Annotated in this window: 24 protein-coding genes and 1 riboswitch; of the genes, 12 read left to right on the top strand and 12 right to left on the bottom strand. The window is 69.7% G+C overall.

The genetic code is table 11. The features are described from left to right. Positions 1-95 precede the first annotated feature (95 nt). A complete protein-coding gene (locus C7443_RS17235) occupies positions 96-281 on the top strand; it encodes a hypothetical protein (protein ID WP_110019923.1) in 186 nt (61 codons plus the stop codon). Between the two features lie 113 nt (positions 282-394). Here the strand turns inward: C7443_RS17235 and C7443_RS17230 are convergent, their stop codons facing one another. Then, positions 395-2,419, bottom strand: a complete 2,025-nt coding sequence (locus C7443_RS17230; RefSeq protein WP_110019922.1) for a sigma-54-dependent Fis family transcriptional regulator — start codon at positions 2,417-2,419, stop codon at positions 395-397. Between the two features lie 362 nt (positions 2,420-2,781). On the opposite strand from C7443_RS17230, the gene C7443_RS17225 reads away from it, so the two are divergent. The 7 genes from C7443_RS17225 to C7443_RS17195 all read left to right on the top strand — a co-directional run bounded on the left by C7443_RS17225 (position 2,782) and on the right by C7443_RS17195 (position 9,094). After that, the gene (locus C7443_RS17225; RefSeq protein WP_110019920.1) at positions 2,782-3,903 is read left to right on the top strand and encodes an ATP-NAD kinase family protein; all 1,122 of its coding nucleotides are present in this window, start codon (positions 2,782-2,784) and stop codon (positions 3,901-3,903) included. A 25-nt stretch (positions 3,904-3,928) separates the two neighbouring features. Then, positions 3,929-4,855: a thiamine pyrophosphate-dependent dehydrogenase E1 component subunit alpha gene (locus tag C7443_RS17220; RefSeq protein WP_110020011.1), complete on the top strand. Its 927-nt coding sequence runs from the start codon at positions 3,929-3,931 to the stop codon at positions 4,853-4,855. 19 nt (positions 4,856-4,874) lie between these two features. Then, a complete protein-coding gene (locus tag C7443_RS17215; protein ID WP_110019918.1) occupies positions 4,875-5,885 on the top strand; it encodes an alpha-ketoacid dehydrogenase subunit beta in 1,011 nt (336 codons plus the stop codon). Beyond that, on the top strand, positions 5,885-6,997 hold the full coding sequence (locus C7443_RS17210; protein WP_110019916.1) for an acetoin dehydrogenase dihydrolipoyllysine-residue acetyltransferase subunit: 1,113 nt from the start codon (positions 5,885-5,887) through the stop codon (positions 6,995-6,997). The genes C7443_RS17215 and C7443_RS17210 overlap by 1 nt, the downstream gene beginning before the upstream one ends. 56 nt (positions 6,998-7,053) lie before the next feature. Then, positions 7,054-8,004: a lipoyl synthase gene (gene lipA / locus C7443_RS17205; protein WP_110019914.1), complete on the top strand. Its 951-nt coding sequence runs from the start codon at positions 7,054-7,056 to the stop codon at positions 8,002-8,004. Next, positions 8,001-8,204: a sulfur carrier protein ThiS gene (thiS, locus tag C7443_RS17200; protein ID WP_110019912.1), complete on the top strand. Its 204-nt coding sequence runs from the start codon at positions 8,001-8,003 to the stop codon at positions 8,202-8,204. Before lipA ends, thiS begins: the two co-directional genes overlap by 4 nt. Positions 8,205-8,287: 83 nt before the next feature. Further along, complete coding sequence (locus C7443_RS17195) at positions 8,288-9,094, top strand: thiazole synthase (RefSeq protein WP_110019910.1); 807 nt, start codon at positions 8,288-8,290, stop codon at positions 9,092-9,094. Between the two features lie 42 nt (positions 9,095-9,136). Here the strand turns inward: C7443_RS17195 and thiC are convergent, their stop codons facing one another. Next, the gene (gene thiC / locus C7443_RS17190) at positions 9,137-11,026 is read right to left on the bottom strand and encodes a phosphomethylpyrimidine synthase ThiC (RefSeq protein WP_110019909.1); all 1,890 of its coding nucleotides are present in this window, start codon (positions 11,024-11,026) and stop codon (positions 9,137-9,139) included. A gap of 59 nt (positions 11,027-11,085) precedes the next feature. Beyond that, a riboswitch (TPP riboswitch) is annotated at positions 11,086-11,183 on the bottom strand. Positions 11,184-11,301: 118 nt separating this feature from the next. Here thiC and thiO point away from each other — a divergent pair. Both thiO and C7443_RS17180 read left to right on the top strand, forming a co-directional pair. After that, positions 11,302-12,417 (top strand): glycine oxidase ThiO, encoded by a 1,116-nt coding sequence (gene thiO / locus C7443_RS17185; RefSeq protein ID WP_110019907.1) that lies wholly within the window; start codon positions 11,302-11,304, stop codon positions 12,415-12,417. Positions 12,418-12,534: 117 nt separating this feature from the next. After that, positions 12,535-13,752 carry an NnrS family protein gene (locus C7443_RS17180; protein WP_110019905.1) on the top strand — a complete coding sequence of 406 codons (1,218 nt, stop codon included), beginning with the start codon at positions 12,535-12,537 and terminating at the stop codon, positions 13,750-13,752. Here C7443_RS17180 and C7443_RS17175 read toward each other — a convergent pair. Continuing rightward, a complete protein-coding gene (locus tag C7443_RS17175) occupies positions 13,721-14,560 on the bottom strand; it encodes a PEP-CTERM/exosortase system-associated acyltransferase (RefSeq protein ID WP_170123668.1) in 840 nt (279 codons plus the stop codon). The genes C7443_RS17180 and C7443_RS17175 overlap by 32 nt on opposite strands. A gap of 130 nt (positions 14,561-14,690) precedes the next feature. On the opposite strand from C7443_RS17175, the gene C7443_RS17170 reads away from it, so the two are divergent. Both C7443_RS17170 and C7443_RS17165 read left to right on the top strand, forming a co-directional pair. Continuing rightward, complete coding sequence (locus C7443_RS17170) at positions 14,691-15,953, top strand: hypothetical protein (protein WP_170123667.1); 1,263 nt, start codon at positions 14,691-14,693, stop codon at positions 15,951-15,953. Between the two features lie 17 nt (positions 15,954-15,970). Then, a complete protein-coding gene (locus tag C7443_RS17165; protein ID WP_110019900.1) occupies positions 15,971-16,867 on the top strand; it encodes a histone deacetylase family protein in 897 nt (298 codons plus the stop codon). 107 nt (positions 16,868-16,974) lie between these two features. On the opposite strand, the gene C7443_RS17160 is transcribed toward C7443_RS17165, so the two are convergent. The 9 genes from C7443_RS17160 to tsaB form a co-directional block, all read right to left on the bottom strand. Continuing rightward, on the bottom strand, positions 16,975-17,469 hold the full coding sequence (locus C7443_RS17160; RefSeq protein ID WP_110019898.1) for an outer membrane lipoprotein: 495 nt from the start codon (positions 17,467-17,469) through the stop codon (positions 16,975-16,977). Beyond that, positions 17,469-19,901, bottom strand: coding sequence for a hybrid sensor histidine kinase/response regulator (locus C7443_RS17155; protein WP_110019897.1), 2,433 nt, complete (start codon positions 19,899-19,901; stop codon positions 17,469-17,471). The genes C7443_RS17160 and C7443_RS17155 overlap by 1 nt, the downstream gene beginning before the upstream one ends. Positions 19,902-19,903: 2 nt before the next feature. Then, complete coding sequence (locus C7443_RS17150) at positions 19,904-20,605, bottom strand: DUF599 domain-containing protein (RefSeq protein ID WP_110019895.1); 702 nt, start codon at positions 20,603-20,605, stop codon at positions 19,904-19,906. Next, entirely contained in the window at positions 20,602-20,922 is a 321-nt protein-coding gene (locus C7443_RS20190) for a DUF3301 domain-containing protein (RefSeq protein WP_170123666.1), read from the bottom strand. The genes C7443_RS17150 and C7443_RS20190 overlap by 4 nt, the downstream gene beginning before the upstream one ends. Continuing rightward, complete coding sequence (locus C7443_RS17140; RefSeq protein ID WP_246004699.1) at positions 20,919-22,331, bottom strand: GTP-binding protein; 1,413 nt, start codon at positions 22,329-22,331, stop codon at positions 20,919-20,921. The genes C7443_RS20190 and C7443_RS17140 overlap by 4 nt, the downstream gene beginning before the upstream one ends. Further along, positions 22,252-23,745 carry a GTPase gene (locus C7443_RS20470; RefSeq protein WP_246004698.1) on the bottom strand — a complete coding sequence of 498 codons (1,494 nt, stop codon included), beginning with the start codon at positions 23,743-23,745 and terminating at the stop codon, positions 22,252-22,254. Before C7443_RS20470 ends, C7443_RS17140 begins: the two co-directional genes overlap by 80 nt. Positions 23,746-23,753: 8 nt before the next feature. Beyond that, entirely contained in the window at positions 23,754-24,185 is a 432-nt protein-coding gene (locus tag C7443_RS17130) for an acyl-CoA thioesterase (RefSeq protein WP_110019887.1), read from the bottom strand. Between the two features lie 109 nt (positions 24,186-24,294). After that, the gene (locus tag C7443_RS17125) at positions 24,295-24,732 is read right to left on the bottom strand and encodes an Rsd/AlgQ family anti-sigma factor (protein WP_110019886.1); all 438 of its coding nucleotides are present in this window, start codon (positions 24,730-24,732) and stop codon (positions 24,295-24,297) included. Between the two features lie 115 nt (positions 24,733-24,847). After that, a complete protein-coding gene (gene tsaB, locus C7443_RS17120) occupies positions 24,848-25,531 on the bottom strand; it encodes a tRNA (adenosine(37)-N6)-threonylcarbamoyltransferase complex dimerization subunit type 1 TsaB (protein ID WP_110019884.1) in 684 nt (227 codons plus the stop codon). Between the last annotated feature and the right edge of the window lie 9 nt (positions 25,532-25,540).

The raw sequence follows: 25,540 nt of genomic DNA, 5'->3' as shown, positions 1-25,540 counted from the left end.
CGCTGGCGGTGAAGCTCATCACTGGCATGCAGCCGATCTCGCATTACACTTCCTAACATGAAGTTAATATTTTCTCACGAAGCGAGAACAAAATCATGGCCAACACTCGCAAGTGGCTGATTATCTTGATGAAGCGTATCAGCTGCTTGATCATGGCCCACTGCTGGCATTTCGTGGACCTGCATGCGGACGGCAGCTGCACCGCCGTCTGCAAACGCTGCGGCAAACGCGAGCAGGCCCGCCTGCTGGCCCACCACTCGCCGCGGCTACCAATGCATTAGAAGCCTGTACTGGCACACGGATCGCGTGCCGGCATCACCAGAACCGGCGGCCGCTCCCGCGGCGCAGCGTACGATAGCGCGCTGTGCCGGAAAAACCGGCGATGGCGCCGTACTCAGCCATCGCGCCGGTTCGGCGGCACGATCTGCAGCTTGTCGAGCTTGCGATAGAACGTTGCGCGCGACATGCCGAGCTCCTGGGCGGAGCGTTTCACCTGCCACTGGTTGCGCCGCAGCGTCGCGATCATCTGCGCGCGCAGGATGGCTTCGGCATCCGACAGCGCGATCGGTGGCACCGCCGACACTGGCGCAACAGGCACTGCCGGGTACACCTCAACAGCCTGAGGCTCGTGCCCCGGCGCGGTCTCAGCGAAAATCTCCGGTGGGAAATGCTCGGCGCGCAGCGCGCTGCCATCGGCGATCGCGCAGGCGTAGCGCATGGCGTGGCGCAGCTGGCGGATGTTGCCCGGCCAGGCGTAGTGCTCCAGCGCGCACCGCACGGCGCTGTCGAGCGCCTGCCCCTGCCGCCCCATCGCCGCGGATTCCTCGCCCAGCACGCGGTCGATGACCTGGCCGATATCGGTGCGCTCGCGCAGCGGCGGCAGCATGAACACGGCGGCGTTGAGGCGATAGTAGAGGTCTTCGCGAAAGCGCCCCTCGCGCACCCGCTCCTGCAGATTCTGGTGGGTGGCGCAGACGATGTGCAGCTGCACCGGGATCGGCGTCTCGGCCCCCAGCGGCAGCACCTCACCCTCGGCGAGCACGCGCAGCAAGCGGCACTGCAGCTGCAGCGGCATGTCGCCGATCTCGTCGAGGAACAGCGTGCCGCCATCGGCCTGCTGGATCTTGCCGCGCGCGCCCTTGCTGCGGGCGCCAGTGAAGGCGCCGTCGCGGTAACCGAACAGCTCGCTCTCGATCAGGCTTTCCGGAATCGCCGCGCAGTTGAGCGCGACGAAAGGCTTGTCGCGGCGCTCGGAAAAATCATGGATCGCACGCGCGAAAGCCTCTTTGCCGGTGCCGGTCTCACCGAGCAGCATCACCGGAATGTTGCGATTGGCGACCTTGAGCGCGCGCTCGACGTTGTCGCGCAGACGCACGTCCTCGATCGCCAGGTGGCCGAAGCCGCGCAGCGGCGCGGCCGGGCGACCGTCGTGCGCTGCCGGCACCGGCTCGGCCTGCGGGCGCAGCCAGGTGTGGCGGCGCAGCGCCGGTGCATGCAGGTTGGCGAACAGGCGCTCGCCCGAGCCCAGCAGGCGCAGCGGAAACGCCTGCCCCGGACGGCCGTGTGCGGTGGCGAGGATGTCGTGTGCCGTGCATTCGAACAGATCGTGGACGAACAGCGGCGGCCGGCCGTCGCGGCTGAACAGTTCAAGCTTGGCGCGGCGGTTGCCGCCGGTGATGCGGCCGCTTTCATCGAAGCCGATCAGGTAGTCGGTCTGCACGCTGAGGAATTCCGCCAGCCGTCCGCACTGCAGCACCCAGTAGGGGCGCAGGTTGTAGTAGGCAAAGGCGTTCTCGATCTGCTGGGCACGCTCGATCACCATGCGGAACACCAGCAGCTGACTCTCGCGCTGCATCGGCGCATGCAGTGCCGAGGCGTCGAGCACCGCCACCGGCTGGTCGTCCGGGCCGAAAATCGGCGCCGAGCTGCAGGTGAAAGCGATGTTGTGGGTGCGGAAATGCTCGTCGCGATGCACCAGCGTCGGCTGACCGTCGATCAGGCTGGTACCGACACCGCAGGTCCCCTCCCATTCTTCCGACCAGCAGGTGCCGGGGCGAAAACCCTGCTCCCGGAATTCGCGCTCCAGTGCGGGCACCGTGCGGTAATCGATGGTGATGCCGTCGGCGTCGGTGAGCAGCACGCAGTAGTTGGCCGGCACGATCTGCGCCTGCAGGCGGTCGATGCCTTCGCGCGAAATGCGCATGAAAGCCTCCAGCCGCTCCCGATGCTCGCGCAGCGCCGGGTAACCGACGACACGCGGGCTGTTGACGCGCGCCGGATCGACCTGGTGGGTGTTGAGCGAACGCTGCCAGGAACGCAGCAGCCGTTGTGCATTGGCGTCGGGGCCGAGCTGCGTGCGGCGCTCGACGACCTCGATCACGCGGTCGGCATGCCGCGTGACGATCTGGGTCGATTGCATCGATCTCCTCCGTTCCGGTCTCTGGCTTGCCGGATTTCTTTGGGGGCGCAGCCATTTGCCACCGACCGCAGCGTTCTGCACCCGCTCTCAAGCCTATGTACGGGCGCCAGCCAAAACAATGCGGACAGGTGTCTCATCGGCTTGAGACAGGTGTGAATCAGCCGCCGTCGGCTGAGGCATCTGTCTGCCGTGCACAGGCCGTCGGAGCCCGTGGCAAACCGCTGCACGCGCCGTCACAAACAGCATCAACAATTTGATTTTAATCTGATTATTCGGATTCGACCGGGTTTTTCCGCGGACCGCGAAGCGAATCGGCACGAGTTCTGCGCTGGGGGACTGGAACCGCCAGCCAAGGAGCCATCGTGGCCAAGCCCGTCCAGCGCGACATCAGCGTCGGCATCATCGCCAACCCGGCCTCCGGGCGTGACATCCGTCGCCTGACCGCCAAGGCCTCGGTTTTCCCCACCGCGGAGAAGGCCAACATGATCCAGCGCCTGCTCGGGCCGCTGGGCCAGCTCGGCGTCGACCGGGTGCTGATGATGCCCGACATGACCGGCATCGCCGCCGGCGTGCTGCGGGCGCTGCAGAGCCACCATGCCTCCCGCCTGCCGCCGTGGCCGCGGGTCGAGTTCCTCGACATGCAGCTCGAAGAAGACGCTTCCGACAGTGCCCGGGCTGCCCGGCTGATCGAGCAGGCCGGTGCCGCGCTGGTGGTGGTGCTGGGTGGCGACGGCACTCACCGCGTAGTCGCCGCCGCCTGCCCCGAACTGCCGATGGCAACACTGTCCAGCGGCACCAACAACGTCTTCCCCGACCTGCGCGAAGCCACCGTCACCGGCCTCGCCGCCGCGCTCTACGCCACCGGCCGGGTGCCGGCGCAGGTCGCTTTGCAGCGCAACAAGCGCCTGCGGATCAGCGTCGGCAGGCGCAGTGACATCGCGCTGGTCGATGTCTGCGTCACCCGCCTCGACCACCTCGGCGCGCGCGCGGTGTGGGAGCCGGCGAGCATCGCCGAGCTCTACGTGAGCTTCGCCGAGCCCGACGCCATCGGCCTGTCGGCGATCGCCGCGGCGGTGGCACCGGTGACCCGCAGCGCCGCGCAGGGTCTGCGCCTGCAGTGCGGCAGCGGTGGCCGGCCGCTGCTGGCACCGATCGCGCCGGGCGTGCTCGCCACGGTGCCGGTCAGGCAGGCCGCCGTGATGCAGCCGGGCGTCGATTATCCGGTCGCGCCGCTGCGCGGCAGCATCGCCCTCGACGGCGAGCGCGAAATCGAAGTCGACGCCGGCGAACAGGCGCTGGTGCGCCTCGAACTCGACGGTCCGCTGACCCTCGACGTGCCGGCCACCCTCGCCGCCGCCGCACGCGGCCCGGGCGGCCCCGCCATTCCCTTTGCCGAGCCATCCGCCCGCGGATGGCCGCATCCGGTCGATTCGACCACCACCAAAGAAGAAGGAGACCCACGTGACCACCACGCTCAATCGTGAGGACCTGCTCAGGGCCTATCGGACGATGCGCACCATCCGCGAGTTCGAGGAACGGGTGCACACCGACTTCGCCAGCGGCGAGATCCCCGGCTTCGTCCACCTCTATGCCGGTGAGGAAGCCTCCGCCACCGGGGTATGCATGCACCTCGAACGCAAGGACTACATCGCCAGCACCCACCGCGGCCACGGCCACTGCATCGCCAAGGGCGTCGACCCGGTCGGCATGATGGCGGAGATCTGGGGCAAGGCCACCGGTACCTGCAAGGGCAAGGGCGGCTCGATGCACATCGCCGATCTCAGCGTCGGCATGCTCGGCGCCAACGGCATCGTCGGCGGCGGCGGCCCGCTGATCTGCGGCACGGCGCTGGCCGGCAAGCTCAAGGCCGACCAGTCCGTCGGCGTGTGCTTCTTCGGCGACGGCGCTTCCAACCAGGGCACGATCTTCGAGGCGATGAACCTGGCCACGGTGTGGAACCTGCCGGCGATCTTCGTCGCCGAGAACAACGGCTACGCCGAGGCCACCGCGTCGAACTTCTCGGTGGCCTGCGACAACATCGCCGACCGCGCCTCGGCCTTCGGCATGCCCGGCGTGATCGTCGACGGCTTCGACTTCTTCGCCGTCCACGAGGCCGCCGGTGAAGCCATCGAGCGCGCCCGCAACGGCGGCGGCCCGACCCTGCTGGAGGTCAAGCTGTCGCGCTACTTCGGTCACTTCGAGGGCGACCAGCAGACCTACCGCGCCCCCGGCGAGGTGCAGAAACTGCGCGAAACCAGGGACTGCCTGCTGCAGTTCCGCCGCCGCGTCACCGCCAGTGGCGATCTCACCCACGACCAGCTCGATGCCATCGACGCCGACATCAAGGCGCTGATCGATGACTCCGTCGTCAGGGCCAAGGCCGACCCCAAGCCCGCCGCCGCCGACCTGATGACCGATGTGTACGTGAGCTACTGAGCAGATCGAGGAGACGACCATGGCAAGAAAGATCACCTACCAGCAGGCCATCAACGAGGCGCTGGACCAGGAGATGAGCCGCGATCCGACGGTGATCGTGATGGGCGAGGACAACGCCGGCGGCGCCGGCGCGCCGGGCGAGGACGACGCCTGGGGCGGCGTGCTCGGCGTGACCAAGGGGCTTTACCACAAGCATCCGGGGCGGGTGCTGGATACGCCGATCTCCGAATCGGGCTTCATCGGCGCCGCCGTCGGCGCCGCCTGCAACGGCCTGCGCCCGGTGGCCGAGCTGATGTTCGTGGACTTCCTCGGCGTCTGCCTAGACCAGATTTTCAACCAGGCGGCCAAGTTCCGTTACATGTTCGGCGGCAAGGCGAAGACGCCGGTGGTCATCCGCACCATGTACGGCGCCGGCTTTCGCGCCGCGGCACAGCACTCGCAGTGCCTGTACAACATTTTCACCCACATCCCCGGCCTGAAGGTGGTGGTGCCGTCCAACCCCTACGACGCCAAGGGCCTGCTGATCCAGTCGATCCGCGATAACGACCCGGTGATCTTCATGGAGCACAAGGTGCTCTACACCATGCAGGGCGAGGTTCCCGAGGAGAGCTACGCGATCCCCTTCGGCGAGGCCAACGTGCTGCGCGAGGGGCATGACGTCACCGTCGTCGCCATCGGCCGCATGGTGAATTTCGCCAGCGAAGCCGCCGCCGCCGCGCAGAAGAAAGGCGTGCACTGCGAAGTCATCGACCCGCGCACCACCTCGCCGCTCGACGAGGACACCCTGCTGGAGAGCGTGGAAAAAACCGGCCGCCTGGTGGTGGTCGACGAGTCCCACCCGCGCTGCAGCATGGCCAGCGACATCGCCGGCCTGGTCGCGCAGAAAGCCTTCGGGGCGCTGAAGGCGCCGATCGAACAGGTCACCGCGCCGCATGTGCCGGTGCCCTTCAGTGATGCGCTGGAAGACCTCTACGTGCCCGGCGCCGCCCGCATCGAAGCCGCGATCATGAAAGTCCGGGAGTACCGCTGATGTCCGCCATCCACACCCTCACGATGCCGAAATGGGGCCTGTCGATGCAGGAGGGCAAAGTCAACGGCTGGCTGAAGCGGCCGGGTGACGCCGTCGCCATCGGCGATGAACTGGTCGAGGTCGAGAGCGAGAAGATCGCCGGCGCCGTCGAGGCCAGCGTCGCCGGCGTGCTGCGCCGCCAGCTGGCCGGCGAGGACGATGTGCTGCCGGTCGGCGGCCTGCTCGGCATCGTCGCCGATGCCGAGGTCGCCGATGCCGACATCGACGCCGCCGTCGCCGCCTTCAACGCCAGCTTCGTGCCGGCGAGCACCGACGACGATGCCGGCGGCCCGAGTCCGCAGCAGGTCGAGATCAACGGCCGGCGCATGCGCTTTCTCCTGCGCGGCGAGGGCGGCGAGCCGGTGATCCTCATCCACGGTTTCGGCGGCGATCTCAACAACTGGCTGTTCAACCACGAGGCGCTGGCCGGCACGCGCGCGGTGTACGCCATCGACCTGCCCGGCCACGGCGAATCGGCCAAGGACGTCGGCGACGGCAGCCTCGCCACGCTGGTCGCCGCGGTGCTCGGCTTCATGGACAGCCAGGGCCTGAGCGCCGCGCATCTGGTCGGCCACTCGATGGGCGGCGCGGTGGCGCTGGCAATCGCCGCGCAGGCGCCCGAGCGCGTGCGATCGCTGAGCCTGATCTGCAGCGCCGGACTCGGTGCGGAGATCAACGGCGACTACATCGACGGCTTCGTCGCCGCCAACGATCGGCGTGCGCTCAAGCCGCTGCTGACGCAGCTGTTCGCCGACGCCGGCCTGGTCACCCGCCAGCTGGTCGACGACATGCTCAAGTACAAGCGGCTCGAAGGCGTCGACACCGCACTGGCGCGTCTCGCCGCCGCGCTGTTCGCCGGCGGCCGCCAGCAGGCGGTGTTCGCCGAGGTGCCGGCGCAGCTCGGCAAGCCGGTGCTGGTGGTGTGGGGCGAGGACGACCGCATCATCCCGGTGGCGCACGCGCCGGCAGCCGGCGGCCAGGTGCGCGTCGAGCGGCTGGCCGCGCAGGGGCACATGGTGCAGATGGAGGCGGCGCACGAGGTCAACCGCCTGCTCGAACACTTCCTGTCCTGATGCGCCGGTGCGGCCGCCCGCCCGCGGCGGCCGCACCCGGCCTGCGGAGAGAGCCGATGACGAATCCGTCCGAACCCGTCGCCCTGCGCGGCGGCGACAAACTCGCGCGCATCCCGGTCAAGGTGGATCGCACCCGCGCCTCGCCGCCGAAGCCCGCCTGGCTGCGCGCCCGCGATCCGGGCCTGCCAGCGGTACGCCGGCTGCAGGCCCTGCTGCGCGCGCAGGGACTGGTCAGCGTCTGCGAGGAAGCCGCCTGCCCCAACATCGGCGAGTGCTTCAGTCGCGGCACCGCCACCTTCATGATCCTCGGCGGTATCTGCACCCGCCGCTGCCCCTACTGCGACGTGGCGCACGGGCGGCCGGCGCCACCGGATGCCGCGGAGCCGGCGCACCTCGGCGTGGCGATCCGCGCCATGGGCCTGCGTTACGTGGTCATCACTTCGGTCGATCGCGACGACCTGCGCGACGGCGGCGCCGGCCATTTCGCCGCCTGCATCGCCGCCGCCCGCGAGGCCAGCCCCGGCCTCAGGGTCGAGGTGCTGACACCGGATTTCCGCGGCCGCGAGACGCAGGCGCTGGCGGCGCTGGCCGCGCAGCCGCCCGACGTCTTCAACCACAACATCGAAACCGTGCCGCGGCTGTATCGCGCGGTGCGCCCCGGCGGTGACTACCGCGGCTCGCTGACGCTGCTCGCCCGGGCCCGTGAACGGCTGCCGGGCGTGCCGACCAAGTCCGGGCTGATGCTCGGGCTCGGCGAGCGTGACGAGGACGTCGTCGAGGTGATGCGCGATCTGCGCGCCCACGGCTGCGACATCCTCACCCTCGGCCAGTACCTGCGCCCCTCGGCCGAGCATCTGCCGGTGGCGCGCTACGTCAGCCCGCCGGCCTTCGAGGCACTGCGCACGCAGGCGCTGGCACTCGGCTTCGCCGAGGTGGCGGCCGGTCCGCTGGTGCGTTCCTCGTACCGCGCCGATCAGGTCGCCGCGGCCGCCGGGCTCGGGCGATGAACGCCATCCTGCTCAACGGCACGCGCACCGAACTGCCGGCCGGCTGGCGCATCGCCGACCTGCTCCTCGACCTCGGTTACCGGAGCCGGCGCGTGGCGGTGGAATGCAACGGCGTCATCGTCGCCCGCCGCGCCTATGAAACCACCCGCCTCGCCGCCGGCGACCGCATCGAGATCGTCATCGCTGTCGGCGGCGGCTGAAAGCCCACGCCGCCTCACCCCACCTGAATGGCGGAGCGTGCGCCGCTGCCGTGCAGCGTCGTGCCGGCTCCGCGGAGAAACCCATGGACACTACGCAGCAGGCCGACACCGACGTGCTCGAACTCGGCCACCACCGGTTTCGCTCGCGGCTGCTGGTCGGCACCGGCAAGTACCGCGACTTCGAACAGACCCGCGCCGCCCTCGATGCCAGCGGCGCCGAACTGGTCACCGTGGCGATCCGCCGCACCAACATCGGCCAGAACCCGGCGGCGCCGAGCCTGCTCGACGTGCTGCCGCTAGAGCGCTTCACGCTGCTGCCGAACAGCGCCGGCTGCTACAGCGCCGACGAGGCACTGCGCACGCTGCGCCTGGCGCGCGAGCTGCTCGATGGCCATGCGCTGGTCAAGCTCGAAGTGCTCGGTGATGCCGACACCCTGTTCCCGAACATGCCGGACACCCTCAAGGCCGCCGGGCAGCTGGTGCGCGAGGGCTTCGAGGTGATGGTCTACTGCTCCGACGATCCGGTGCAGGCCCGCATGCTCGAAGACCTCGGCTGCGTGGCGATCATGCCGCTGGCCAGCCTGATCGGCTCGGGCATGGGCATCCTCAATCCCTGGAATCTGGAGATCATCGTCGAGCGCAGCCGGGTGCCGGTGATCGTCGATGCCGGCGTCGGCACCGCCTCGGATGCAGCAATCGCGATGGAGCTGGGCTGCGACGGCGTGCTGATGAACACCGCCATCGCCGCCGCCGGCGACCCGCTGCGCATGGCCGCGGCGATGGCCGCCGCGGTGCACGCCGGCCGCGAGGCGTTTCTCGCCGGGCGCATGCCGAAGCAGCGCTACGCGGCGAGCCCCAGCTCGCCGCTGGCCGGCATCATCGGCCGCTGACCGCGACCGCCGGGCCACGGCGGCGGCCCGGCACCGGCCGGCTCACACCTTGTGGTAGATCTCGGCGCCGGTGTTGACGAACTCCTCCGCCTTGGTCTCCATGCCCCTGGTCAAAGCGTCTTCCGCCTTGAGGCCCTGAGATGCGGCGTAGTCGCGCACGTCCTGGGTGATCTTCATCGAGCAGAAGTGCGGGCCGCACATCGAGCAGAAATGCGCGACCTTGGCCGATTCCTTCGGCAGCGTGGCATCGTGGTACTCGCGGGCGCGCTCGGGATCGAGGCCGAGGTTGAACTGGTCTTCCCAGCGGAACTCGAAGCGCGCCTTCGACAGGGCGTTGTCACGCAGCTGCGCGCCGGGATGGCCCTTGGCCAGGTCGGCGGCGTGAGCGGCGATCTTGTAGGTGATGATGCCTTCGCGCACGTCCTGCTTGTTGGGCAGGCCGAGGTGCTCCTTGGGCGTGACGTAGCAGAGCATCGCGCAGCCGTACCAGCCGATCTGCGCGGCGCCGATGCCGCTGGTGATGTGGTCGTAGCCGGGCGCGATGTCGGTGGTCAGCGGGCCGAGGGTGTAGAACGGCGCCTCGAAGCAGTCGACCAGCTCCTTGTCCATGTTTTCCTTGATCATCTGCATCGGCACGTGGCCGGGGCCTTCGATCATCACCTGCACGTCATGCGCCCAGGCCTTCTGCGTCAGCTCACCGAGGGTCTCCAGTTCGCCGAACTGCGCGGCGTCGTTGGCATCGGCGAGCGAGCCGGGACGCAGGCCGTCGCCGAGCGAGAAGCTGACGTCGTAGGCCTTCATGATTTCGCAGATCTCGTCGAAATGCGTGTACAGGAAGTTCTCCTGGTGATGCGCCAGGCACCACTTGGCCATGATCGAGCCGCCGCGCGAGACGATGCCGGTGACGCGATCGGCGGTCAGCGGCACGTAGCGCAGCAGCACGCCGGCGTGGATCGTGAAGTAATCGACGCCCTGCTCGGCCTGCTCGATCAGCGTGTCGCGGAAGATCTCCCAGTTCAGCGCCTCGGCCTTGCCGTCGACCTTCTCCAGCGCCTGGTAGATCGGCACCGTGCCGATCGGCACCGGCGCGTTGCGGATGATCCACTCGCGGGTCTCGTGGATGTTCTTGCCGGTCGACAGATCCATGATCGTGTCGGCCCCCCAGCGGATGCCCCAGACCATCTTCTCGACTTCCTCGGCGATGCTCGAAGTCACCGCCGAATTGCCGAGGTTGCCGTTGATCTTCACCAGGAAGTTGCGGCCGATGATCATCGGCTCCAGCTCCGGGTGATTGATGTTGGCGGGGATGATGGCGCGGCCGCGGGCGACCTCGGCGCGCACGAACTCCGGCGTGATCTCGTTCGGGATCGCCGCGCCGAAGCTCTGCCCCGGATGCTGGCGCAGCAGCTTGCGGTAGCGCGGATCCTCGCGCAGCTGCTGCAGGCGCAGGCTCTCGCGGATGGCGACGAATTCCATCTCCGGCGTGACGATGCCGCGGCGGGCATAGTGCATCTGCGTGACGTTGGCACCGGCCCGGGCGCGACGCGGCGCGCGGATGTGCTCGAAGCGCAGGCTGGCCAGCGCCGGATCGGCGGCGCGGGCGCGGCCGTAGTCGGAGCTCGGCCCGGCGAGCGGCTCGCTGTCGCCGCGCGCCTCAATCCAGGCGCTGCGCACGCCGGCCAGGCCCTGCAGCAGGTCGATGTGCATGGCCGGGTCGGTGTACGGGCCGGAGCAGTCGTAGACGGTGACCGGCGGATTCTGCTCGTTGCCGAAGCCGGCGGCGGTCGGCTGCTGCGTGATCTCGCGCATCGGCACGCGCAGATCCGGGCGCGAGCCGGTGACGAAGATCTTGCTGGAACTCGGGAAGGGCTGCGTGACGGCGGCATTGAGCTCGGCGGTCGCGCGCAGGAAGTCTTTCGGGATGGCGCTCATCGTTCTTCGTCCTCGGGGCGGCAGATGCTCTGCGACAAGGACCAAACGGGGACGCGGCGCGGCAGGCGTCCGAAGCTTCCCTCCGCCGGTGCTAACCGGTTCAGGTTCCAAGGGTATTTCTCAGCTCCAGCGTTCCGGAGCACCCCCGCTTCGATCCGCTGGCGATTAAAGCACGAGCGGCCGGCGGCGCAAACCCGCGCGTACCCGGCAGCTTGGCAAGCGCGCGCGGCGCAGCGCATCCTTTGCGCCCCTTTCACCACCCGGGAGGCGCTCCGGTGAGCTGCAACACGGAAACCCATCACGCGGATTGCATCATCGTCGGTGGCGGCGCCAGCGGTCTGCTCGCCGCCCGTGAACTGGCCCTCGCCGGACTCAAAGTGACCCTGCTGGAGCGTGGCGAAACCGGGCGGGAGGCCTCCTGGGCCGGCGGCGGCATCGTCTCGCCGCTGTACCCCTGGCGCGCCGAGACCGCCGTGACGCGGCTGGCGCTGTGGAGCCAGGAGCACTACGACGCCCTCGCCGATGAGCTGATCACGAGCACCGGCGTCGACCCGGAATACACACCGGGCGGCATGCTCTACCTCGACAGCGACGAGACCGCGACCGCGCTGGCCTGGGGCGAGCACTGGCAGCGCAAAGTCGCCGCGCTGGCGCCGGCGCAGGCCCACGAGATCGCGCCGTGCCTGGCGCCGCCCGCGACCGCGGCGCTGTGGCTGCCCTACGTGCATCAGGTGCGCAACCCGCGTCTGGCCCGCGCCCTGCGCGCCTCGGCCGAACATCTCGGCGTCGAGCTGCACGAGCACTGCGAGGTGCACGGTCTGATCGTGCGCGAAGGCCGCGCCGGCGGCGTGCGCACGGCACAGGGCCGCTTCGAGGCGCCGCGGGTGATCATCGCCGGTGGCGCCTGGAGCGGCGAGCTGCTGCGCGGCCTGCCCTGGGCGCCGGCGATCGCGCCGGTGCGCGGGCAGATGATCCTGTTCCGCAGCGAGCCGGGACGGCTGCCGTGCGTGGTCATGCGCGGCCCGCATTACCTGATCCCGCGCCGCGACGGCCGCATCGTCTGCGGCTCGACGCTGGAATTCACCGGCTTCGACAAATCGACGACCGCCGCCGCGCGCGACGAACTGTACGCCGCCGCCCTCGAACTGATGCCGCAGCTCGCGGAATGTCCGCTCGAAGCTCACTGGGCGGGGCTGCGCCCGGGCGCGCCGTCCGGCATCCCCTACATCGGCGAGCACCCGGCGATCGGCGGCCTGTTCATCAACGCCGGCCATTACCGCAACGGCCTGACCATCGGCCCGGCCAGCGCGCGGCTGCTGGCCGATCTGCTGCTCGGCCGCGAGCCGATTCTCGATCCGCAGCCCTACGCCTTCAGGGCCGAACGGCTGTAGCACGAGCCGGTGCCAACAGCAGCCGGTGACCAGGCGCACTTGATTCTCATCAAGGACCGTCCCTGCCGCCGCAGGCTTCCATAGCGCTCCGTCATCGCTGCCGCCGGAGCGCCGCCCATGCCCGCCACCTCACCGCCCGCCTCGCGCTGGGCCGTTTTCACCGCCACCCCGCACCGCGTGCTGTTCCTCGCCGGCGCCGTGCAGTTCGTCGCCACGCTGCTGTTCTGGCTCTGCGAGCTGCTGCTGCGCCAGGCCGGCCACAGCCTGCCGACCACGGTGCCGACGACCTGGATGCACGCGCTGCTGATGCTCTACGGGCTGTTCCCGTTTTTCATCTTCGGCTTCCTGCTGACCGTCTATCCGCGCTGGATGAACGCCGGTGAGATCACGCGCGAGCGCTATCTGCCAGTGTTCGGCTGGCTGGCCGCCGGCCAGGCCCTGGTGTGGCTCGGCCTGTTCGCCAGCCGCACGCTGCTGGAGCTCGGCATCGTCGTCATGCTCGCCGGCTGGGCGCGCGGCATCGCCGTGCTGTTCAGCGTCTACTTCACCACCCGCCCCGGCAACAAACAGCACGAGACCGTGCTCAACGCCGCCCTGATCGCCGGCGCCTGCGGCCTGGCCGGCTACCTGCTATGGCTGTTGTCGGGCGATCCGGCCTATCTGTGGTTTGCCGTGCGCGGCGGGCTGTGGTTCTTCCTGCTGCCGGTGTTCTTCACCGTTGCCCACCGCATGATCCCGTTCTTCGGCGCCTGCGCCCTGCCGGGCTATCCGATGCTGCGCCCGGCGCGCCATCTGCTGCTGTGGGTGGGCTGTGCCGTCATCCACGGCGTGCTCGAACTCGACCACCGCGACGCCTGGACCTGGCTCGTCGATGCGCCGCTGGCGGCGAGCGCGCTGTGGCACAGCGCGCTGTGGCAACCGCGTCGGGCGCTGCCGATCCGCCTGCTGGCGGTGCTGCACATCGCGTTCGCCTGGTTCGGCATCGGCATGGCGCTGTATGCGCTGCATTCGCTCAGCCTGCTGGCCGGTGGCGGCGGACTCGGCCGCGCGCCGCTGCATGCGCTGGCACTGGGCTTCATGAGCGGCCTGCTGGTGGCGATGGCGACCCGGGTCACGCTCGGCCATTCCGGCTCGCCGCTGCAGGCCGACCGCTACACCTGGTGGTGCTTCCTCGCCCTCAACGCCGCGACGCTGATCCGCATCCTCGCCGACTGGCCGGGCATGGCCGCGTTCAATCCCCTGGCCGCAGCGCTGGCGCTGACGGCGGCCGGCGCCTGGGTGCTGCGCTACCTGCCGGTTTACCTCAGACCTCGACGCGACGGACAGCCGGGCTAGCCCAGGGCACGGCGTTCGGCTCCTGCAGACGCTCGGGCAGCATCTGCTCGCGCAGCCGCTGGTAGACCAGGTCGTACATCGGCCGCATCCCCGGGATGCGGTCGAGTGCGCTCAGCGCCATTTCCGGGTTGGTGTAGAAGGAGGCGCGCATGCCGTGGTAGTCGATGTCGCTGCCGACACGCTCGAACAGCAGCCCGGCGAGGCTGAGCCGGCGCGCCAGCCGCGGTTCCATGATCGCGTAGGCATCCCAGCGGCCGATCATCACCGTCAGACTGCTGGCCGCGAGAAACAACGCCAGCGAGATCAGCGGATAGGTGCGCTGTTCGATCTGCGCGAAATCCTGCTCGATCTGGCCGAGGGGGGTCGCGTGCTCGCCGGCACGCCGGCGGAAGTCGGCGGCCACGGCCAGGCGGGAAATCTCCGCGCTGCGCACCGGCTGATGGTGACGCGGGTGATTCGGGTGCGAATCGAACAGGCTGTCACCGCAATGTGCCCAGAACGGCATTCTGAACTCGGGCTCGTCGCCGATCACCAGCCGCACGGTGCCGGCGGGTATGCCGCTGGCCCGGTGGACCATCAGGCAGTGCAGCGAGCGGTTGTCATAGGCGTCGCGCTCGCGCTGCCCGGGGCAATCCTCCTCGCGCTCGAAGCCGAACTCGCGGCAATAGACCATGTAACGCAGGTGCCGACACTGGTCGATGCGCTCGGCAACCCGCTCCGGCGCGCTCACGTCGGCCGGATCGGCCAGCAGCACATCGAAGTAGTTGTGAAACTGGAAAATCGGTGGGGCTGCGGAATCCGGGTTCATAACAACATCCTGTTCCTGCGACGGACGCGGCTGAGTTGGCAAGTCCGTGCTGAGACTAGGGAAATGCCCACAGCGGCTTCCGTTATAGTAGCGCCCCTTTTGGTGAACGTTTGCATTGACGAGGCCTCCTGTGGACGACGAAATCCGCCGCACCGTATCGCAACTTGCCAGCTGCTCCGCGGTGCTGACCATCGAGCTCAATGTGCAGGAGGCCGCCGACGTGCGCGTGCCGGGCGTACTCGACCGCACCAGCGCGGCACGCATTGCCGAGCTCATCGTCGACGACCTGCTGCGACTGATACCGCAGCTCAAGCAGTTCGGCGTGGTGCTGCCCGGCGCACTGTATGACCAGACCGAGCTGCTGCGCCCTGGCTTTCCGCTGCTCGGCGCCCTGGAGGATGTCTTTCGCGGCACCCTGCGCGACGCCGACTACCAGCCGCAGCTGATCGCGCTCGGCAGCGATGACGGCCGCGCCTTCACCATCGCCGCGCTCAACCCGGAGCGCGGTGCCGGCGCCGGGCCGCTGCTGATGCTGCCGCTGCTGTTCGTCGGCCATCCGCAGCCGATCGCCGAACTCTCCACGCAGCTCGAAAACAGCCTGCTGCAGCAGGGCGGCGTGTCGGCAACGACGCGCAGCGCGCTGGAAGAAGCCTTCGGCATCCGCGCGCTGAATGCTTCCTACGCCACCGTCGCCGACCTCTGCGCGCTGCTCAAGGTGCAGCTCGAAGGCGCCGGTTTCGACGGCCTGTGGACGCTGCTCGAACGCGCCTTTTATCGTCCCGACGAGTCCTGCGACGTCAAGCTGCCGAGCGGCAACCGCTTCCTGCTCGAAGGTGGCACCGTGTACACGCCGTTCTGGACCTTCGACGACTTCGCGCAGGTCGGCCCCGGCGCGGAAACCGCTGCCGATGCGCTGGTCGGCGCCTACGTCGACTGGCTGCGTCAGCAGCGCCAGTACCTGATGGCGCTCACCGCCTACCGCATGCCGGTGCACATGGCGATCGTCGACGGCGCCACCGACTGCCACAACACCACGCTGCGCGAACTGCGTGCCGCCGGCGCGCTGGAAGGCGACTACCTGGTGGAAACCGTGGTGCGCGTGGAAAACCCCAGCGCCGAGCACAAGCTGCTGATCACCAACCAGTTCGACGACGACATCGGCACACTCGCCTACACCGTCGCCGCGCTCGACGCCGACGATCATCTGCTCGCGCTGGAACATCACTACCCGCTGACACCGGGCGGCCTCGAAGCCATCGCCGCCCGCCTGACCGAACGCAGCGCGCACATCGTGCGCCGTGTGCTGCATCCGGGCGGCGTGATCTATTCGGCGCACGGCCGCTGCCTGGATACCGCCGTCGACAGCGAGCTGCCGCCGGCCACGGCGTACTGACCCATCCGCGCCCGCCGATGAAAGCCTTCTACTGCGACCATTTCGTGCTGCCGCTGCCCGCCGGCCACCGTTTCCCGATGGACAAGTACCGGCGGCTGCGCGAGCGCGTGGCCGCCGACAGCACCGGCCGCTTCGAGCTGCACGAACCGGCCGCAGCCGACGACGACGAACTCGGCCGGGCGCACGCGGCAGACTACGTCGCCCGCGTCAGCCGCGGTGAACTCGACGCCCGCGAGCAGCGTGTGCTCGGCTTCCCGTGGTCAGCGCAGCTGATCGAGCGCTCGCGCCGCTCGGCCGGCGCGACCATCGCGGCCTGCCGCGCCGCGCTCGCCGACGGCGTCGCCGTCAACCTCGCCGGCGGCACCCATCATGCGATGCCGGCTGGTGCACAGGGCTTTTGCGTGTTCAACGACAGCGCCGTCGCCGCCCGCGCGATGCAGGCCGAGGGCCGCGTGCGCCGCGTCATCGTCATCGATTGCGACGTGCATCAGGGCAACGGCACGGCGGCGATCCTGCGCGACGATCCGAGCGTGTTCACGTTCTCCATCCACGGCGCGAAGAACTTCCCGTTTCGCAAGGAAATCAGCGATCTCGACGTCGAGCTGGCCGACGGCTGCAGCGATGCCGACTATCTCGCCGCCCTGGAACCGGCACTGGACTCGGCGCTGACCCGCGCCGGCGCCGAACTGGCGATCTTCCTCGCTGGCGCCGACCCCTATGCCGGCGACCGCCTCGGCCGCCTGCAGCTGAGCAAGGCGGGACTGGCCGCGCGCGATGAGCTGGTGTTCGCACGCTGCGCGCGCCACGGCCTGCCGGTGGCGGTGACGATGGCCGGCGGCTACGCCGACCTGATCGACGACATCGTCGACATTCACTTCGCAACCGTCTGCCGCGCTGCGCGCCATCGGCCCTGAGCCGAAGCCACCGGACCGTTATCGGCTGGCTTCGCCGCGCACCGGCGCCAGTGCAGATGCCGTCACGCCGGGCGCGGCCGCTCACGCCACCCCGGCGTGCAGCCGGCTCAGTGCGAAATACGCGCCGAACCGTCCGGCGCGGTCAGCAGGCGCACGCGATCACCCCGGTAGAAAGGCTCGTCGGCGCCCTGGGTCACAGCGACGACACGACCACTGTCGAGGCGTACGGTGATTTCCAGGCCGTAGCGCTGGCCACTGCTGCTTTCGATGGCGTTGCCGGCCAGGCCGCCGATCAGCGCGCCACCGATGGCGGCGGCGACCGCGCCGCGCCCCTGACCGACAGCGCTGCCGGCGACACCGCCCAGCGCGGCGCCGGTCAGCGCGCCGACGCCGCTGTTCTGCGCGCCGATGGCGACCTGGCGCACGGTGTCGACGACGCCGTACTGCACGGTCTGCAGCTGACGGGTCTCGTAGCCTGCGTAGCTGCTGCTGCCGTAGGCGGCGGCGCCGTACGGGCCGCTGTAGGTGTAGTTGGGTTGGACGCAGCCGCTCACCAGCCCGGCGAGCAGCACGGTAGCGACCAACGGATAGCTGCGATTCATCAGTTTCGATCCTCCGGCTTCGGTCCTTGCCCGGACCGAACATCTATGAATTCAACGGACGCTTCGATGTGCCGGCCGAGCGCCGCGAGCACGGCGCGCGGATCGTTCAGCGATCCGAGCCAGCCGTCGACACCGGCAAACTCCAGCGGTCCGGCCGCGCGCACGCCGATGATGCGCACCGCATCGCCGCCCGAGCGGGCGCGCACGACTTCGACCATATCCGCCGCGGCAAGGTCCGTGGCATCCCAGTCGATGATGAACGCCTCGAAATCACGCTCGGCACACAGCCGGCGCAGCTGCGCCGGTGAACAGACCACCGTGGTACGGCAGCCGTGCTCCTCCAGCACCCGCACCAGCCGGCGCGCATCGCAGCCGGCGTCGAGGCCGAGCAGCAGATGCAGTGCCGAGTGACGCTCGCGCAGGCTGTGGCGGGTGATCAGCATATCCAGACGCGCGCCCTGCAGCAGGCCGAGCAGGGCTTCACGCAGCTCGGCCGCGGTCACCGGCTTGGTCAGGTAGGCGGCGACACCGAGCTCGCGGCAGCGCGCTGCATCGCCGCGCATGCCCTGCGCCGTCAGCACGATCACCGCCGGCGCCGCCTCGCCCTGCCACTGGCGCAGCGTGCGCACCAGGCGAAACGCCTGCTCGATGCCGTCTTCCAGATCGATCAGCAGCAGCCGGTAGGGCTGGCCGTCGGCGCGCGCGCGTTCGACCATCGACAGCCCCTCGGCGGCATCGCGCGCGGTCACCACGGCGAGCCCCTGCAGGCTCAGCACCTCGGTCAGCACCCGCCGCTCGGCCACGCTGTCGGCCACCAGCAGCGCTCCGGCCAGCTCCGCCAGATCCGGCATGTACTCGCGCAGCGGCAGACGCAGCGTGAAGCAGCTGCCCTTGTCCGGCAGGCTGCTGACCTGCAGGTCACCGCCGAGCAGGCGCGCCAGCTGCCGGCACAGCGGCAGCCCCATGCCGACGCCACCGAAGCGTCGGGTGTTGGAGCGCTCGACCTGATAGAGCACATCGAAGATCGCCTGCTGCTGGTCTGCGGCGATGCCGATGCCGCTGTCACGCACGTCGATGGTCAGCCAGACGTCACCGGCGGCGTCGCTGCGCTCGTAGGCGCAGACGTCGATGCCGCCTTCGGGCGTGAACTTGATGGCGTTGTCGAGCAGCTGCTGCAAGATCTGGCGCAGACGCAGCGGATCGCCGATCAGGCTGTCCGGCAGCTCCGGGGCGATGCGCCAGCTCAAGCGCAGCCCCTTGCTCGCGGCAACCGTCTGCTGCATCTCGCAGACGGCTGCCAGCAGCTCGCGCAGGCGAAACGCCACCGCCTCGACGCGCAGGCTGCCGACGGCAGCCTCGGAAAAATCCAGCAGGCGACCGATCAGCGTCAGCAGCTGGTCGGCGGCGACACGCGCGGTCTGCAGGAACTCGCGCTGCTCCTCGTTGAGCGGCGAGTCGAGCACCAGATCGGTCATGCCGATGACGGCGTTCAGCGGCGTGCGCAGCTCGTGACTGATCGTGCCGAGCAACTCGCTCTTCAGCCGGTTGGCCGCCGCCGCCTCGGCAACCGCCTCGCGCAGCTGCTGTTCGGTCTCGCGGCGGCGCTCGACCTCCACCGCCAGCGTGCGGTTGAGCTGCTCCAGCTGCGCCGTGCGCTCGGCGACCAGGCCGCGCACCTCGGCGGCACGCGCGCTGAGCTGCAGCAGCAGCACGGCGCCGAGCGCGCACAGCGCGATGCCGGCGACCATCAGCCACCAGGCCTCGGCGACCGGCCCGCCGGGGAGGACGTGCACGGCGCTTTCCAGCCACGGTCCGAGCAGCGGATCGAGCAGCGTGACCAGCAGGCCGGTGGCCAGCACCAGCGGCAGCGCCACACCGCGCGCGCGCAGCTCCCAGACGCCTTCGCGCGGCATCAGCAGCGACAGCAGCACCGGCGTGGCGATGGCCACGCCAAACGCCTGCGCCAGCAGCACCGACAATGCCGCCCGCGCACTGCCCGCCCCGAAGCCGGCGGCGAGGTAGGCACCGGCACCGACCAGCGCCGGCAGCAGGCCGCCGAGCAGCACGAAGCGCCCGATGTCGCGGGCATGGGCCAGGGCATGCGGAAACCCCAGGTAGCGGCGTATCAGCCACGCGCCCAGCGCCGCCTGCGCCAGCAGACCGGCGCTGGCCAGCCACGCCGGCGCCGACAGCAGCCCGCCACCGAACAGCCAGACGTGCAGCAGCAGCGCGCCGAGGCCGAGCCCCGGCAGCAGCGTCCGCCCGCCCCACAACAGCATGGTGAGGGCGATGCCGGCCGGCGGCCACAGCGGCAACGGCAGATCACCCGGCATCGGCACCCGGCGACTCAGCCAGCCGCTGAAGCACAGCAGCAGGCCCAGCAGCAGATTGAGTCCCGCACTACGCCAGACCCCCTCCGCCCGCGCGTTCAAGGTCAGGCCTCGTCGTGACCGTCGACGGCCAGCGCGTGCAGCGTCGAAGAACTGAATTCGCGTCGGTAGAGCACGACCACGGTCGCCGCCGTCATCAGCATGAACAGCCACGGGTGGATGAACCAGGTCAGCACCGCGAGGCCGAAGTAATACGCACGCAGGCCGCGATTGAACTGGTCACCGGCCATCGAGTTGAGGTGGGCCAGCCGGTCGGCGTAGCGAAACTTCTGCGCTGCGTCATGCAGATCGCCGGCGGCGGGCGCGGCGCCCATCAGGATCGAGCTGTAGTTGAACTGGCGCAGCGACCAGGTGAACTTGAAGAAGGCGTAGACGAAGATCGCGCCGAGCAGCAGCACCTTCAGCTCCCATAGCTCACGTGAGGCCGGGGCGACGAATGGCAGATCGGCCGACAGCTCGATCAGGCGGTCGGTGGCACCGAGCATCGCCAGCACGCCGCCGATGACGATCATCGTCGTCGAGGCGAAGAACGACACGCTGCGCATCAGGTTGCCGATCAGCGCCGAGTCGACGATGCGGTTGTCACGTTCGAGCATGCGCAGCATCCACTCGCGCCGATGATGATGCGTGGCATGCAGCAGGCTCGGGCGGTCGCCATGACGGCCGGCGGCATGGTGCGCATACAGTGCCCAGGCCAGCGCGAAGAACGCCAGGGCGAGCAGATCGGCCAGCGCGGGCAGCGTCATGACGGGCTGCTCTCAAGGGCGCCGAGCACGCAGCTCTCGACCCGGTGGCCGCACATGATGACCACGCCATCGATGCGCCGATCGTCGCCCCGGGTGAATTCGAAGGCATAACGCCGGCGCCAGTGCAGACCGCCGCGCAGAGCCCGCTGCGGGCGCAGCTCGCGCAGTTCGACGGTGTCGTCGAGCAGTTGCAGGCCCTGCGCGCTGCAGGCGCGGCGCGCCACCGCGATGGCCGCCTCGCGGGCGCGCAGGGCGTCGTGGACGAACCAGACCAGCAGCGCCACGCCGAGCAGGCCAAACAGCGTCGATACGCTCACGTCCCCCCCCGCAGCCGCGCCATGATGTCGGCCCGCGCCTCGGCGAGCAGCGAATCGCGGTCGAGGCTGGCGAGGATCTCCTGCACCACGCGCTTCGGACCGCCTTCGCCCCAGGAACGGCCCTGAGCGAAGTAGCGCTCCGCCGCCCGGCCGACGACATAGGTTCCATACCATGCCACCGCCCCCTGGGCACTGGCAGTGACGATCGTTGACAGGCCGAAGGTCAGCCCCTTCAGCAGCGAGCTCAACAAGTCTCCTGCGTAGGCGGCGCCGAGCAACAGTGCAAGCTGCGCGGCGATGGTCTTCATCAGCCCGCCGGCCTCGCCGCGCGACACCGGCAGGCCGTAGACGCGACCGAGCTGCACGATCATCGCCACATCGGCGAACACCGCCGCCAGATCGGCCAGCGGCAGCGGGTTGAGCGCGACGGCGATGCCCTTGCCGAGGCTGTAGCGACGCACCACGGTCTCGGCCAGCGAGCGGCGCAGTTCGAGCACCTCACGCGCCAGGCGTTCGCAGAAACGCCCGGCGAACAGCCCGGCATTGAGCGCCGACACCGTCTTGCCCTCGCTGGCGAGGATGTCCCACAGCGTCTCGCGCAGATCCTCGATGTCGACCGGCGGGCGCTGGCGGCTCTCGCTCTCGCGGCCGGCGGCGTCGATGCGGATCACCGTGCGCTCGGCCGGCGCCGCCGCGCAGGGCACGATGTGCTCGGGGCGCACCAGGCCGGCGGTGCGCCGCTCCAGCGCATCGAGCAGCAGCGCGCGCTCGGACGCGGTGTAGCGGTCGGTCTTGTTGAAGGCGAGCACGATCGGCCGCGTGCCGTCGGCCAGCCCGCGCAGTGCCGACAGCTCGGTATCGGTCAGATCGCCCTCGCAGACGAACAGCACCAGATCGGCGGAAGCCGCGACCTCGCGCGCCAGACGCTCACGGCCTTCGCCGCCGACCTCGTCGATGCCGGGCGTGTCGATCAGCGACACGCCGCCGTCCTGCAGCCGCTGCACGCCGGGCAGGCTCGGATCGGGCTGCCAGTCGGCCGCCGTCGCCGTCACCGTCTCACCGTGCAGCGGGCTGGTGGCAAAGCGCTGCTCACCGAGCAGGGCGTTGAGCAGCGCCGATTTGCCGACGCTGACGCGGCCGAACACGGCGATGTGCAGGCGTCCGCCTTCCAGCCGTTCGAGCATGCGCTCCAGCGTGGCGTAATCCTCGGCCAGGCGCGCGCGCACCTCGGGCGGCACCTGCGTGTCGTCGAGCAGCTCGCGCAGGCTCTCGCGGGCCAGGCGCAGATGCGCCTCGCCACCGTCGGCCGCAGCCGGTGCGGACGGCGTTTCAGCGGGGGCTGTCGTCGGCGTGCCGCGTCCCGACCACCAGGCCGGCAAGGCGTCGCGCACGCGTTTCCAGATGTTCACCGAGGGCGTCCTCAAGCAGGGTGATGGCAACGCCCGGCACCAGCGCGCCGCGACTGGCCAGCGAACGGGCGGCGGCATGGCCGAGACTTTCGAAGATCAGGCCGTAGGCCACCGCATGCAGCGCGCCGCCGACGACGGTGCCGACACCGGGAAAAGCCTTGAACACATTGCCGGCCAGCGCCAGCAGCAGATTGAGCTTGCGACCGACATGGGCGCTGGCAAGCTCAAGGAAGCGCTGCAGATCGAGATCCTTGGCCGGCACTTCGTAGACCGCGCACAGCTCCTGCAGCATGTTGACGCCGAGATAACCCTGGATCAGCACGTCGGTGCCCGGCCCGACCGCTGCCAGCGCGCCGAACACCGCCTTGCGCGCATAGCCCTGGACGATGGCTTCGGCGCGGGCCTGGCGATGCGCGGCGACGGCGCTGTCGAGCTGATGATCGAGCAGCGTGAACACCGCGGCGTCACGCAGGGATTCGAGCATGGCCGGATCGGCGTCGACGGTCTGCTCGATGGCGGCGGCCAGGGCGCCGACCTGCGCCGGGCGGGGCCGCAGCAGCCGGCTTTCGCTGCCGTCGGCGGCGATGCACAGCACTTCCTCCTCACCGCCGGCAGTGACCACCACGCATTCACCGCGGCCAGCCAGGCGCTCGCGCAGCCGCGCCTCGATCAGCGCCAGATCCGCATCGCCGTAGCGGTCGGACTTGTTCAGCACCAGCAGCAGTGGCTTGCCCAGTTCGAGCAGCCGTTCGAGCGCCGCATGCTCGGCGCGACTCAGGTCACCGGCGCAGACGAACACCACCAGATGCGCCCTGCCCGCCTCGGCCAGCGCCAGCGGATCGAGCGTGCCGTCGGCCTCGTTGAGGCCGGGCACGTCGGCCAGCACCAGCCGGTCGCCGGCGACGCTGGTCCAGACGTGGTGCGAGACGCTGCGCGTCGAGCCGGCCACCGGCGAAATCTCGACCTGCGCCTGCGGCGCCAGCGCCGCGATCAGGCTCGACTTGCCGCTCGACACTTCGCCAAAGAAGGTGACGACGATGCTGCCGGCGGCCCGCCGGCGCGTCAGCTCGGCGAGCTCGGCCTGCACGGCGTGGGTGTCGATACCCTGCGCCTGCGCCGCCTGCACGCGTGCCTGCACGCTCGCCTCATCGGCGAGCGGCACCGGCGCACGTACCGCCGGCGCTGCACCGGCACGCCGCGGCGCCAGCAAGCGCCACACCAGCCAGGCACCGCCACCGGCCACCACCGCGATCAGCGAGCCGTAGACCAGCCAGAAGCCGATCGGCGCATTGCTCAAACGCTCCCACACCGACAGCGACAGATCGGTCAGGTGCAGCACCAGGACCAGCAGCAGCGCCAGACCGAGCGCCAGCGCGAACGCCAGCATCTGACGCAGCGGCAAGGGGGTTCGCATCGCCATGTTCAGGCCGGCAGGGAGAACAGGCGCTGAAAGTCTTCCGGCACGCCGCGCACCTTGCGCGCGTCGTAGTCGAAAAACACGATGCCGGTCTTGGCCCGCGCCACCTCGCGGCCGCTGTCGCGCTCACTGACGCGGTAGAAGATATCGCAGCCGTATTTGCTGAAGTCCGCGGTGGCCAGCTCGAAGATCAGGGTTTCACCGAGGAAGGCCTCGGAGCGGTAGACGATCACCGCGTCGGCCATGATCAGTCCCGCGCCGAAGCAGTCGAACTCCGCCTGGCCGTGCTCGGCCAGCCAGCGCACCCGCGACTCGTGCAGCAGACCGAGCAGGGCGTCATTGCCGAGATGCTTGCCATAGTTGATATCGCCGACGCGTACGCGCATTTCGGTGCGGAAGGCAAAGTGTTCGGGCAGATCGAGGTGGACACGGGCCATCGGTTTTCCTCAGTCGACGGGGGCAGGAAATAAAAAGGAACGCCGGACGGGTCGCACCGTCCGGCGTCGTCGTCGCTACAGGCGGCGGCCTTGACCGCCGGGCGCCGGCTCAGGCTCTGAGCGTCGCGAGCAGACGATCTTCCAGTTCCAGGCGTGCGACCAGCGCCGCGCGCAACTGTTCAATGTCGCGCGGCAGCTGATCGAAGCGGCGGGTACGTTCGCCGCCGTAACGGTCGTTGAATTCCACGGCGATGCGCGCGGTATCGGCGAGCGGATCGTCGAGCTCGCTCAGCAGCCGGCGCAGCCGCGTGCCGTGGCGATGCGTGCGCAGCGCGGTGAACACCTCGAAATGGCCGAGCGCAAAGTAGTCGACAAGCGACTGGCACAGCTCTTCGAGCTGATGCAGACGCTCGGCGATCGGCCGCGGCCGCAGATCGATCGCGTGCAGCCGTCGCAACAGCGTGCCGCGCTCCAGATACAGCTTGGTGACCAGGTCGGGCAGCGCCTTGCTGTGCACGCCTTCGGGGATAATCGCTTCAGCGAGCATGCTCTTTCCTCCTCTTGCAACGCCCCTGCTTCGGGGGCGTTTGGCTACCGGGTCGAGCCCGGGATGGTTATGTCCCGACCATGCTAACGCGCCCCGCCGCGGCGATGCCAGCCACTCAGCCACGGCGCTGCTCGGCGAGCTTCTTGGCGACCTCGTCGCGCAGGTACACCGGCTGTGCCAGCTCCGCCGCCACGCCCTCGCCGCGCAGGATCGCCTGCCGGCCGAGCACGGCGATATCAGCGGCGCGCGGCATCGCGGCAGGGAGCCAGCCGCGACAGTCCAGCGTGGCCGCGAGCGATTCGGCGTAGGTGTCCCAGCCGCTGCCGACACCAAACCAGGCGCCCGCAACCGCCAGCGCCGCCGGCGGCAGGACGCGTTCCTCACAGAGGCTTACGGGCGCACCGTCGTCCGCGATGCAGTAGGCGCCCGCATAAATTTCGCCCATGCGCGCATCGAGCGCCGCCAGCACGCGCGACTCGCCGCGTTCGCGCCAGGCCAGCCGCGCCAGCGCGGCCAGCGTCGATACCGGCGCCACCGGCAGATCACCGGCGAAAGCCAGCCCCTGGGCGATGCTGGCGGCGATGCGCAGACCGACGAAGGCACCCGGACCGCGGCCGAAGGCGATGGCGTCGAGCTGTGTGAAACCGAGGCCGGCTTCGGCGAGCAGCGCTTCGATCATCGGCAGGATCAGCCGCGTGTGCTGGCGCGGGGCCAGCTCGTAGCGTTCGAGCAGCCGGCCGTCACAGTCGAGGGCGGCCGAGCAGGCTTCGGTGGCGGTGTCGATGGCAAGCAGATTCACGGTGACTTC

It is taken from the genome of Plasticicumulans acidivorans, from assembly GCF_003182095.1.
In the GTDB taxonomy this organism is placed as follows: Bacteria; Pseudomonadota; Gammaproteobacteria; order Competibacterales; family Competibacteraceae; genus Plasticicumulans; species Plasticicumulans acidivorans.
The sequence above is the reverse complement of the archived record's forward strand: the minus strand, read 5'-3'. Positions and strand labels throughout refer to the sequence as shown.